The 11,161-nt window shown below is 71.0% G+C and carries 12 protein-coding genes; 3 read left to right on the forward strand and 9 right to left on the reverse strand.

What is annotated here, in order from left to right:
- Nucleotides 1–4: 4 nt before the first annotated feature.
- Genes mnhG through H9L21_RS01595 form a run of 6 tightly spaced genes read right to left on the reverse strand, consistent with a single transcriptional unit; the run spans nt 5 to nt 6,076 of the window.
- Complete coding sequence (mnhG, locus tag H9L21_RS01570; RefSeq protein ID WP_154595959.1) at nt 5–334, reverse strand: monovalent cation/H(+) antiporter subunit G; 330 nt, start codon at nt 332–334, stop codon at nt 5–7.
- Nucleotides 331–603: an MrpF/PhaF family protein gene (locus H9L21_RS01575; protein ID WP_154595958.1), complete on the reverse strand. Its 273-nt coding sequence runs from the start codon at nt 601–603 to the stop codon at nt 331–333. The genes mnhG and H9L21_RS01575 overlap by 4 nt, the downstream gene beginning before the upstream one ends.
- Nucleotides 600–1,157 carry a Na+/H+ antiporter subunit E gene (locus H9L21_RS01580; protein WP_154595957.1) on the reverse strand — a complete coding sequence of 186 codons (558 nt, stop codon included), beginning with the start codon at nt 1,155–1,157 and terminating at the stop codon, nt 600–602. The genes H9L21_RS01575 and H9L21_RS01580 overlap by 4 nt, the downstream gene beginning before the upstream one ends.
- Nucleotides 1,150–2,763 carry a Na+/H+ antiporter subunit D gene (locus H9L21_RS01585; RefSeq protein WP_230081298.1) on the reverse strand — a complete coding sequence of 538 codons (1,614 nt, stop codon included), beginning with the start codon at nt 2,761–2,763 and terminating at the stop codon, nt 1,150–1,152. Before H9L21_RS01585 ends, H9L21_RS01580 begins: the two co-directional genes overlap by 8 nt.
- Complete coding sequence (locus H9L21_RS01590) at nt 2,760–3,221, reverse strand: Na(+)/H(+) antiporter subunit C (protein ID WP_222865819.1); 462 nt, start codon at nt 3,219–3,221, stop codon at nt 2,760–2,762. The genes H9L21_RS01585 and H9L21_RS01590 overlap by 4 nt, the downstream gene beginning before the upstream one ends.
- Nucleotides 3,218–6,076, reverse strand: a complete 2,859-nt coding sequence (locus H9L21_RS01595; protein ID WP_154595956.1) for a Na+/H+ antiporter subunit A — start codon at nt 6,074–6,076, stop codon at nt 3,218–3,220. The genes H9L21_RS01590 and H9L21_RS01595 overlap by 4 nt, the downstream gene beginning before the upstream one ends.
- 144 nt (nt 6,077–6,220) lie before the next feature.
- Between H9L21_RS01595 and H9L21_RS01600 the strand changes: the two genes are divergently transcribed.
- Nucleotides 6,221–6,766: a hypothetical protein gene (locus tag H9L21_RS01600; protein ID WP_187411694.1), complete on the forward strand. Its 546-nt coding sequence runs from the start codon at nt 6,221–6,223 to the stop codon at nt 6,764–6,766.
- Nucleotides 6,759–7,523: an exonuclease domain-containing protein gene (locus H9L21_RS01605; RefSeq protein ID WP_187411695.1), complete on the forward strand. Its 765-nt coding sequence runs from the start codon at nt 6,759–6,761 to the stop codon at nt 7,521–7,523. The genes H9L21_RS01600 and H9L21_RS01605 overlap by 8 nt, the downstream gene beginning before the upstream one ends.
- 1 nt (nt 7,524) lies before the next feature.
- Here the strand turns inward: H9L21_RS01605 and pgm are convergent, their stop codons facing one another.
- From pgm to H9L21_RS01620, 3 genes are read right to left on the reverse strand one after another with little or no spacing between them, the layout of a single operon-like run.
- The gene (gene pgm / locus H9L21_RS01610) at nt 7,525–9,162 is read right to left on the reverse strand and encodes a phosphoglucomutase (alpha-D-glucose-1,6-bisphosphate-dependent) (protein WP_154595953.1); all 1,638 of its coding nucleotides are present in this window, start codon (nt 9,160–9,162) and stop codon (nt 7,525–7,527) included.
- A 40-nt stretch (nt 9,163–9,202) separates the two neighbouring features.
- Complete coding sequence (locus H9L21_RS01615; protein ID WP_154595952.1) at nt 9,203–10,027, reverse strand: alpha/beta fold hydrolase; 825 nt, start codon at nt 10,025–10,027, stop codon at nt 9,203–9,205.
- Nucleotides 10,024–10,710 (reverse strand): lysoplasmalogenase, encoded by a 687-nt coding sequence (locus H9L21_RS01620; RefSeq protein ID WP_187411696.1) that lies wholly within the window; start codon nt 10,708–10,710, stop codon nt 10,024–10,026. Before H9L21_RS01620 ends, H9L21_RS01615 begins: the two co-directional genes overlap by 4 nt.
- A 40-nt stretch (nt 10,711–10,750) precedes the next feature.
- Here H9L21_RS01620 and H9L21_RS01625 point away from each other — a divergent pair, with 40 nt between their 5' ends.
- Entirely contained in the window at nt 10,751–11,158 is a 408-nt protein-coding gene (locus H9L21_RS01625; protein ID WP_154595950.1) for a pyridoxamine 5'-phosphate oxidase family protein, read from the forward strand.
- The last annotated feature ends 3 nt before the right edge of the window (nt 11,159–11,161 follow it).

Here is an 11,161-nt window from a genome sequence, read left to right on the forward strand (position 1 = left end):
TCGCTCAGTCGCCCTCGTCGACGACGAGCTTCTCGCGGTCGACCTTGCCGGTGCGGAAGGTGGCGCGGGCGACCATGTGCGCCGAGACCGGCGCCGTCAGCAACTGGAACAGCGCGACGACGGCGACCAGGGTCAGGTCGCTCATGCTGTCGATGCGCAGGGCGAGTCCGGCCAGGATCAGCAGGAGGCCGAATGTCTGCGGCTTGGTGGCCGCGTGCATGCGGGTGAGCACGTCCGGGAACCGGACGACACCCACGGCGGCGACCAACGCGAACGCGGCGCCGAGGACCAGCAGGATCCCGGCCACGACGTCGACCACGTCGCCCCAGCTCATGTCGGACCTCCGGCGGCCTGCGAGGCGGCGTAGCGGGCGATGCTGACCGATCCGAGGAAGGCGACCAGGGCCAGCGCGACCAGGATCGGCAGCGTGGTGCTGTGACGCCCCACCGCGGCCTCGACGCCGATGGCGCCGACGCAGGCGGCCGTGAAGACGTCGGCCGCGACGGTGCGGTCGAGCATGGTGGGACCGCGCACGATGCGGACCAGGCACAGCAGCCCGGTGAGCCCGAGCAGGATCGCGCAGATGATGGCCACGACGGTCATGAGGCATCCTCCCGGAGTCGTCGTTCGCTCTCGCGGACCTCGGCGTCGGTGCCGATGGCCCTGAGCAGCCGGTGTTCCTGCATCCGCGCCTTCTTCCGCGCGGCACGGACGCGCTCGGGGGTGGCGGCGTCCAGGACGTGCAGCCACATGCGCCGGCCCTCGGAGTCGAGCTCGATCAGCAGCGAGCCGGGAACCAGCGAGATGAGCTCACCGGTCAGGGTCTGGCGCAGCTCGGAGTGGCTGACCAGGTCGATCTGCAGCACCGCGCTGGGCGGTGGCGTCGCCGGCCGGATCGCGAGCCACGCGACGTTGAAGCTCGCCAGGGCGAGGTCGGCCAGGAAACGGCTCAGCAGGACGACGGTGGGCCACGGGCGGAGCGCGCCGTCGACCGACACGCGCGGGAACGGGAAGACCATCACGATGACCGCGCTGACGATCAGTCCGCCGACGAGGTTGATGGGGGTCACCGCGCCCCACAGCAGTAGCCAGACGATCGTGAGCCAGATGATCACCGGGAGGTGCCACAGGCGCAGTCCGCGCACCCGATCAGCCATCGCCGAGCACCGCCTCGATGTACGGGGTGCGCTCGTGCAGCTCGGCGGCGGCACGCTCGGCCACCGAGAACATGGGAGCAGCGAAGACGGTGAGCGCCACGGTCACGAGGCCCAGCGCGATCGTGGGCATGGCCATCCGCGCGGGGAGCCGCATGCCCTCGGTGTCGTTCTTCCACGTGGTCTCGCGCTGCGTGGCCGTCGAGATGCTGCTGCGACCGTGGAGCGATCCACCCAGGACGAGCGGGTCGAAGGGGACGGGGGTGTCGTCCTCGGGATCCTCGAGCGGCTGCCAGAAGGCGCGGTTCCAGATCTTGGCCACGGCGTAGAGCGTCAGCAGGCTCGTCGCGACGGCGGCGCCGACGCCGACCAGGACCAGCCAGTCGCCGGCGTCGACACCGGCCTCGATCAGGGCGAGCTTGCCCAGGAAGCCCGAGAACGGCGGAATGCCGGCGAGGTTCATGGCCGGGACGAAGAACATGATGGCGAGCACCGGGGCCATGCGCGCGAGGCCACCGAGCCGGTCCAGGTTGGTCGTTCCGGCGCGATACTCGACCAGTCCCGCCACCAGGAACAAGGTGGTCTGGACCGTGATGTGGTGCACGATGTAGAAGATCGAGCCGGCGATGCCCAGCTCGCTGGCGATCGCGATGCCGAACAGCATGTAGCCGATGTGGCTCACCAGCGTGAAGGACAGCACACGCTTGATGTCGGACTGCGCGACGGCGCCCATGATCCCGACCACCATCGTCAGGATCGCCGCCCACATCAGCAGGGTGCGCAGCTCGTGGGTGGGGAAGAGCAGCGTCTGGGTGCGCAGCATCGCGTAGATGCCGACCTTGGTCAGCAGGCCCGCGAACACGGCCGTGACGGGCGCCGGTGCGGTGGGGTAGGAGTCGGGGAGCCAGGCCGAGAGCGGGAAGACGGCGGCCTTGACCGCGAACGTCAGCAACAGCAACAGCTGCAGCATCGTGGCGACGGGGTCGGACAGCTCGGGCAGACGCAGGGCCAGCTGGGCGAAGTTGACGGTGCCCGTCGCGGCGTAGACCGAGGCGACCGCGATGAGGAACAGTGCCGACGACGCCAGGCTGACGATGATGTAGATCGTTCCCGAGCGGACGCGCGCCTCGGTGCCACCGAGGGTGATGAGCACGTACGAGGACGCCAGCAGGATCTCGAAGCCGACGAACAGGTTGAACAGGTCGGCCGAGAGGAAGGCGTTGGAGACGCCGGCGCTCAGGACCAGGAACGTGGGGTAGAACACCGACAGCGGAGCGTCGCGACCGAACTCGACGATGCCCTGGCCGATCGAGTAGAGCAACACGCACAGCGTGACGATCGTCGAGATCAGCAACAGCAGGGAGCTCAGCCGGTCGGCGACCAGGCTGATGCCGATCTCGGCGGGCCACCCGCCGACGTTGAACGCCTGCGGGCCGTGCTGGTCGGCACGGAACAGCAGCACGCTGGCCGACGCCACGACCGCGATGAGCGTGATGATGCTGATCAGGCGCTGCGCCGCGGCCGAGCGACCGAACGCCAGACACAGCCCGGCGCCCAGGAGCGGCAGGATCACGGGGGCGAGGACCAGCTGGTTCAGCAGGCTCGTCATGCGGGCACCTCGTCATCGGGCGCCAGCGACGGGTCGCCGGCGTAGCCCTCGTCGGGAAGTTCGGTGTCGTCGACGTCGTCGAACGTGGTCGAGACCTCGTCGCGCTCGGCGCGGCGGCGGATGAGGTCGTCCTCGAGGTCGTCCTGGACGTCGTCGGTGCCGGTCAGCTGCCAGGCGCGGTAGGCCAGCGCCAGGCCGAAGCCGGTCGTGCCCAGCGTGATGACGATCGCCGTCAGCGCCATGGCCTGGGGCAGTGGGTCGGCCATCGGGTCGCCCGACAGGCCCAGGATCGGCGCCGCGCCGGCCGGGCCGGAGACGACGAGGAACAGCACGTTCAGGCCGTTGCCGATGAGCACGAAGCCCACGAGGATGCGGGTCAGGCTCCGCTCGAGCACGAGGGTCACGCCGGAGCCGACCATGACCCCGACCACGGCGATCAGCATCAGGTTCGCGGTCACGCGGTCACCTCGCTCGTGTTCTGGTCGGCCGCGGCGTCGTCCTCGTCCTCGATCTGGGCGTCGATGCCGCTGCCGAGGCTGCGCAGCACGTCGAGCGCGAGGCCGACCACCACGAGGTAGACGCCGATGTCGAAGAAGACCGAGGTCACGAGGTGCAGTTCGCCCAGGAGGGGGATCTGCACGTCGACGATCGCGCTCTGCAGGACGCCGCCGCCCAGCAGGGTCGGCAGCAGGCCCGAGAGGGCCGCGACCGCCAGGCCGAGGCCGAGCACGAAGCCCGCATCGACGGGAGCGGCGTTGTCGAGCTCCTCACGTCCACCGGCGAGGTAGCGCACCATCAGCGCCAGTCCGGCGATCAGTCCACCGGCGAAGCCGCCGCCGGGGGAGTTGTGGCCCGAGATCATCAGGTAGATCGAGAAGACGATGACGGTGTGGAAGATCAGCCGGGTCACGATCTCGAAGACGATCGAGCGCCGCTGGTCGTGCAGGTTCGCCGCGAGCCAGGCGTTGGAGTCGGGCGTGACGAGTCGGCGCGGGCGGACCTGGCGCATCGAACGGTCGGTCAGCAGGAAGATCAGGCTGGCGATGCCGGTGGCGGCGACCACCAGGACGCTCAGCTCGCCGATCGTGTCCCAGGCGCGGATGTCGACCAGGGCCACGTTGACGATGTTCTTGCCGCCGCCGTACTCGTAGGCGGGCTCGGCCCAGCCGGCCGAGATCGGCGTCGCGGTGCGGGCGTTGGTGGCCACGAAGGCGAAGCCCGACACGGTCAGGCCGACCGCCGTGCCGAGGCCGACCCGCCACCAGCGGGCGATGTTGAACGGGCGGTCGCTGAAGAACGGGGGGAGGCGGCGCAGCACCAGCACGAAGGTGACCAGCAGGAAGGTCTCGACCAGGACCTGCGTCAGCGCCAGGTCGGGTGCGCCGTGGGCGACGAAGAGGATCGCGGTGCCGTACCCGGTGACGCCCAGCAGCAGCACCGCGCGCAGGCGGCGGCGCGAGCGCACGGTCAAGATGGCGGCCGCGGCCATGATCAGGCCCGTGACGATCTGCAGGGGGTTGTCGGCGAGGCGCACGTCGGGCGTCTCCCACGCGCGGATGAGCGCGGTGCCGGGAACGACGACCAAGGTGACCAGGATGATGCCCAGGTACACCGGCAGCGAGCCGCGCTGGGTGCGACCGGTGACCTCGACGGCGAGACGGTCCACCCCGCGCATGAGGGCCTGGTAGGAGCGCTCGGCGTCCGGCATCGGCAGTCGGTCGACGATCGCGTGCTGGGCCGCTGCGACGGGTCGGCGCCACATGAACAGGGCCAGGCCGGCGATGACGGCGATCACCGAGAGGCCCAGGGCCGGGGTGAGGCCGTGCCACAGCGTCAGGACCGCGTGGTGGGTGCCCTCGGGGAACTGGTCGGCATAGGTGGCGATCCGCGGCGTCAGGGCCGGACCGGCGAAGCCGGCGACCAGGCTCGCCGCGGCCAGGATCCCGGGCACGATGGTGAACCCGGCGGAGAAGGCGCGGGGGTGGCACGGCTCGACGCCCGCCTTGTCGGCGAAGGCGCCCCAGACGAAGCGCGCGGAGTAGGCGACCGTCAGGATCGATCCGACGACGATGCCGACGAGCGCAGCCACGCCCCAGCCGCGATGGCCGAGGTCCGTGCCGAGATCGACGAAGGCGGCCAGCGCGGCCTCCTTGGCCGTGAAGCCGAACATGACCGGCAGGCCGGCCATCGACGCGGCCGCGAGGGCCGTGATGACGAACAGCGCCGGTCGCGCGCTGCGCAGACCGGAGAGCTCACGCAGGTCGCGGGTGCCCACCGAGCGGTCGATGATGCCGACGACCAGGAACAGGGCCGACTTGAACAGGCCGTGGGCACACAGCAGCGCCAGCGCGGCGAAGGCGGCCGAGCGGGTACCGGCGCCGGCGACGGCGACGAGGAAGCCGAGCTGGCTGACCGTGCCGTAGGCCAGCAGCAGCTTGATGTCGTACTGGCGCAGGGCACGCAGTCCGCCCAGGATCATCGTGGCGATGCCCAGGGACACCAGCACGGGGCGCCACCCGGGGGTGTCGGCGAACACGGGCGCCAGCAGGGCCACGAGGTAGACGCCGGCCTTCACCATGGCGGCGGCGTGCAGGTAGGCGCTGACGGGGGTGGGCGCCGCCATCGCGCCGGGCAGCCAGAAGTGGAACGGCACGAGGGCCGACTTCGAGAGGGCGCCCACGAGGATCAGTGCGACGAACGTGGTGACGGCCGGTCCGGCGGCGGGCGGGTCGGCCAGCAGCTCGCTGAGTCGCGGCGTCCCGCTCAGCAGGTGCAGGCCGACGAGCCCGACGAGCATGGCCAGACCGCCGAAGGTCGTGACGATGAGGGCGTTCAGCGCCGCTCGGCGGTTGGCGCGCCGCTCCGGGTTGTGGCCGATCAGCAGGAACGACAGGACGGTCGTGAGCTCCCAGAAGATGTAGAGCACGTAGACGTTGTCGGCCAGGACCAGGCCGAGCATCGCACCGGCGAACGCCGTGAGGACGCCGGAGAAGCGCCAGATCTCACCGTCGTGGGGGCGGAAGTACCAGGCGCAGTACGCGAGCACGAGGGCGCCGACGCCGGTGACGAGCAGGGCGATGATGCCGCTGAGCGCGGTCACCGCGAGATCGAGGTTGAGGCCGATCTGCGGGATCCAGGTCAGGTGCTCGTAGGTCGGATCGCCGTCGGTCGCCCGGGCGACGGGTCCGAGGAGCCATACGAATGAGGCTGCTGGGACCAGTGCGAGAACGAGGAAGGCCCGCCGATCCAGCATGCGGACGAGGGCAGGGGCCGCCGCTGCGACGAGAAAGTGCAGGGCGACGAGGAGGACCATGGGTTCGGCCCAACCCTACCCGGTGGCCCCCTGTGAAGTGTCCGGCAGGAGTGCCAGAATGGGCGCATGGCCGACCCCGCGAAGTCTCAGGATGTCGGCCAGCCTTCGCAGGGCCCCGGGACTCGGACCGGAGCCGAAATCTGGGTGCGGCGCATCGTCGTCGTGCTCGCGCTCGTCGTGATCGCCCTGGTGATCTACGGGGTGCTCGCCGCGGCACTGCCCCGGTGGTGGTCGCGGCGGGTGGCCGATCAGGTCGACGGTCGGATGACCGTCGGCGTGTTCTGGGGCCTGTTCTACGGATTCGTCTTCAGCTTCCTCCCGGTGCTCGTCGCGTGGCAGGCGCGGCGACCGTTCCTGAAGTGGCCGTGGAAGATCGCCGTCGTCGTGCTGGGGGTGGCGCTGGCCGCCCCGAACTGGTTGACGCTGTCGATCAGTCTGGGTCAGAACAGCGCCTCGGACGCCGGCTGGATCAAGTTGGTCAACGATGCTCCCGGATTCCAGTGGGCGACGTTGTTCGGCGCCGTGGCCGGTGTGCTCGCCGCGCTGGCGCTGATCGTCCTGATGTTCGAGTCGGGACGGCGCAAGCGCCAGGTGTCGAAACTGCGAAATGAGCTGGCCGAGAGGGACGCCCCGCCTGCGGGGACGGCCGAGTCGAACGATTTGCACCGAGAGGATCCACCCCATGCCTGACGCGTCCGCCCGCCCCACGTCTGAACCGGCACGCTCCGGTTCGGGACGGCGCGCCAAGAACGTTCTTCCGCCGCGAGAGGACCCGAACGTCTGGTACCGCCAGCCGTTGGCCTCGCTCGACTTCGAGACCACCGGGGTCGACCCGCACCGCGACCGGATCCTGAGCTTCGCGGCGCTGTCGGACGTGGGCGGCGACCTGATGGGCATGGTCAACCCGGGTGTGCCGATCCCCGAGTCCTCCGCCGACATCCACGGCATCACCGAGAAGGACCTCGCCTCGTCGCCCATGTCGGCCCAGGCGCTGCGCCCGGTGCTGGCATGGCTGCACGACCTCGTGCAACGGCGGATCGGCCTGGTCGTCTACAACGCCTCGTTCGACCTGACGCTGCTGCGCGCCGAGGCCGTGCGTCACGATCTGGGCGAGCCCGACTGGGACCGTCTGCTGGTCGTCGATCCGTTCGTCATCGACTGGGGTGTCGACCGTGAGCGCACCGGTCAGCGCCGCCTGGGCGACGTCGCCGCGCACTACGGCGTCCGGCTGGACAAGGCCCACGACGCGGCCCAGGACGCCCGGGCCGCCCGCGAGCTCGCGATCGCGATGGGCCAGACGTACCCGAAGGTCGTCGCCTCCAGCCTGACGATGCTGATGGCGCAGCAGCGCTACTGGATCGCGGCGCGCACGATGGAGTGGAACCGGCGGGCGCACGAACTCGGCCGGGGTCTGACGATCCCCGACCAGAACTGGCCGTTCGCCTGACTCAGGCGCCGGCCAGCGCGGTGTCCACGACCGCCTTGGCCGCGGCCTGCACCTCGGCGAGGTGCTCGGGGCCGCGGAACGACTCGGCGTAGATCTTGTAGACGTCCTCGGTCCCCGACGGCCGCGCGGCGAACCACGCCGAGTCCGTCGTGACCTTCACGCCACCGATCGCGGCGCCGTTGCCGGGCGCCTCGGTCAGCACCGCGGTGATCGGCTCGCCGGCCAGCTCGGTGGCCTCGACGTCGTCGCTGCTGAGGCTCGCCAGCCGTGCCTTCTGGGCGCGGTCGGCCGGGGCGTCGATCCGGGCGTAGGCGGGATCGCCGTGACGCTCGACCAGGCGGCGGTACAGCACGCTGGGGGAGCTGCCGGTCGTCGCGATGATCTCCGCGGCGAGCAGGGCCAGGATGATCCCGTCCTTGTCCGTGGTCCACACGCCGCCGTCGCGCCGCAGGAACGAGGCTCCGGCCGACTCCTCGCCACCGAAGCCGAGCGAGCCGTCGACCAGGCCGGGGACGAACCACTTGAAGCCGACGGGCACCTCGACCAGCGGGCGGCCCAGGTCGGCGGCGACCCGGTCGATCATCGACGAGGACACGAGCGTCTTGCCGATCTTCGCGGAGTCGGGCCAGCCCGGTCGCGCACCGCCGAACAGGTGCTCGATCGCGACGGCCAGGTAGTGGTTGGGGTTCATCAGCCCGGCGTCGGGCGTGACGATGCCGTGGCGGTCGGAGTCGGCGTCGTTGCCGGTGGCGACGTCGAAGCGCTCACGCTGGGCGATCAGCGAGGCCATCGCGTCGGGTGACGAGCAGTCCATGCGGATCTTGCCGTCCCAGTCCAGCGTCATGAACCGGAAGGTCCCGTCGACGACGGGGTTCACGACGGTCAGGTCCAGGCCGTGGCGCTCGCCGATGGCCTCCCAGTAGGCGACGCTGGCGCCGCCGAGCGGGTCGGCGCCGATCCGTACGCCGTGGGCCGCGATCGCCTCGAGGTCGATCACGTGTGGCAGGTCGTCGACGTAGGTGCCCAGGAAGTCGTAGGGCCGGCAGGCGGCGCGCGCCCGCGAGAACGGGACGCGCCTCACCCCGGCCAGACCGGCGGCGATCAGCTCGTTCGCGCGCGCGGCGATGGCCGAGGTGGCGTCGCTGTCGGCGGGGCCGCCGTGGGGCGGGTTGTACTTGAAGCCGCCGTCGGCCGGCGGGTTGTGCGAGGGGGTGACGACGATCCCGTCGGCCAGCCCGGTGCGCCCGCCCCGGTTGGCGCGGATGATCGCGTGCGACACGGCGGGGGTGGGGGTGAACCCGTCGCGGTCGTCCACCAGCACGTCGACGTCGTTGGCGACCAGCACCTCCAACGCGGTCGACCAGGCCGGCTCGGACAGCGCGTGGGTGTCGCGCCCGATGAACAGCGGCCCGTCGAAGCCCTGCTGGGCGCGGTACTCGCAGATCGCCTGCGTCGTCGCGGCGATGTGGTCCTCGTTGAACGCCGTGGCGAGGCTGGACCCGCGGTGTCCGCTCGTGCCGAAGGCCACGCGCTGGTCGACGACCTCCGGATCGGGCTTCAGCGTGTAGTACGCCGTGACGAGGTGGGCCAGATCGACGAGATCACCGGCGTCGGCCGGCTGTCCTGCGCGCTCGGTCATGGGATCCATCATGCCCGCTGCGGCGCCCGGGCGACGTCGGCTACCGGCCGAGCACCCGTGCGAGCACCTCCGTGGCGACCAGATCGGGGTGGGTGTCGGGCAGCCAGTGGCCCCCGTCGACCTCGACGAAGCGGTAGTCCGCCGTGACGTGGTCGCCGCAGCGTTCGGCGCCGTAGCGACCGAGCGCCTGGTCGGACGCGCCCCAGACGAACGTCGTCGGGACCGTGACGGCGGGCGTAGCGGACAGCTCGGGGCCCATCGCGCGGTACCAGTTCAGGGTCGCCGTCAGCGCGCCCGGCTGGGAGAACCGGTCGGCGTAGGCCGCTTCGTCGTCGGGCGCCACGGCGCCGCCGTACATCGCGCGCAGTCGGGCCCCGTCGTCCTCCAGCAGGATCTGCTCGGCCTTGCCCGGCCGGCGCAGCAGGCCGATGTAGGCGGCGCGCTGCTGCTGGTCCGGATCCGTGGAGAGCGCCTCGTTGTAGGCGGCCAGATGAGGGACGGACACGGCCGTCAGGCTCAGCACGCGGTCGGCGTGCCCGGTGGCGACGACCCACGAGACGGCGGCGCCCCAGTCGTGGCCCACCAGGTGGAAGCGGTCGTGGCCGAGCGCCGCGGCGATGTCCACGACGTCCTGCGCGAGCAGGTCGGAGCCGTAGTTCTCGACTCCCTCCGGCCGGGCACCGGGGCTGTACCCGCGCTGGTCGGGCACGATGACGCGCAGGCCCTGCGCCGCGAGGCGATCGGCGACCTCCCGCCAGGAGCGACGGTCCTGCGGCCAGCCGTGCAGGAGCACCACGGGCGTCCCGTCCTGCGGTCCCAGGACGTCGACGTCGAACGTGAGGTCGCCGACCTCGACGACGCTCATCGGACCGGCTCCTGCAGGAACGTGCCGCTGTCCGCGGGTGGGGTCCGGTCGGGCCGGGCGGGCAGCCGCACCGCTGCGGTCGCGAGCAGGAACAGCGCCGCGGAGTAGGTGAGCATCACGACGAACCCGCCGGCGACCGCGTCCTCGGGGACTCGTTCGGCGATGCGGGCGGCGATCAGTCCGTCACTGAACAGGAACAGCAGCGCACCGAGACCGGCACGGAGGTCGACCGAGAGCGCGGTCGCGGCGGTGGTCGACAGCAGCAGCGCGTACACGAGCACCGGGACCCGCAGGCCGGACTCCAGGCCCGTCCAGACCCACGCCAGCAGCAGGACGGCGCCCACCGCCAGCGCCGCCGGGATCCACAGCCGGCGGCGCAGCGAGGCCAGCGCGCCGTGGCGCACGAAGAACGTCACGAAGCACCCGTGGGCGATCGCGAACGCCGCCATGCCGGCGATGAAGAATCCGTCGATCTCGAGGAAGAGGTCGCCCAGCAGGCAGAAGAACAGTGCGGCCGCGATGATCCTGGGGCCGCCCTGGTCGATCACCCACGCGATCAGCAGCGGCGCGATCAGGCACTTGGAGATGCTCTCCCACGGTTGCGCCTGGGCGAGGACCAACGCCAGATGGACCACGACGGCCACGCCGAAGGCGGCGAGCCAGGGGCTACGAAGCGGATTCATGGCCACACGGTAACGCGGACCGGGCGTGCACAATGGAAGCATGAGCACCGGGACGATCCAGGATTTGGAACATGAGGAGTGCCGCGAGCTGCTGCAGGTCGGCCGTTTCGCGCGGATCGCCTTCGAGGGCAGCGACCAGTTGGAGCTGTTGCCGGTCAACTATGCGTACGCCGACGGGATCATCCTCATCCGTACGAGCGAGAACGCGGGCCTGGCCAGCATCGTCGAGCGTCGCTTCGTCCTCGAGGCCGACCACCACGACGACACCTTCCAGACGGGGTGGAGCGTGGTCGTGCGCGGGACCGCGGCCATCGCCAGCCGGGAGCAGATCGAGACCTTCGGCGGTCGCCTGCCGAACTCGTGGGCCGGCAGCGAGGGCACGGCGGTGCACATCGCGATCACCCCGACCGAGCTGCGCGGCCGTCGCGTGCGCTCGTACCCGCGCTGACGA

Origin of the sequence: Aeromicrobium senzhongii (genome assembly GCF_014334735.1) — a bacterium.
Classification (GTDB): Bacteria; Actinomycetota; Actinomycetes; order Propionibacteriales; family Nocardioidaceae; genus Aeromicrobium; species Aeromicrobium senzhongii.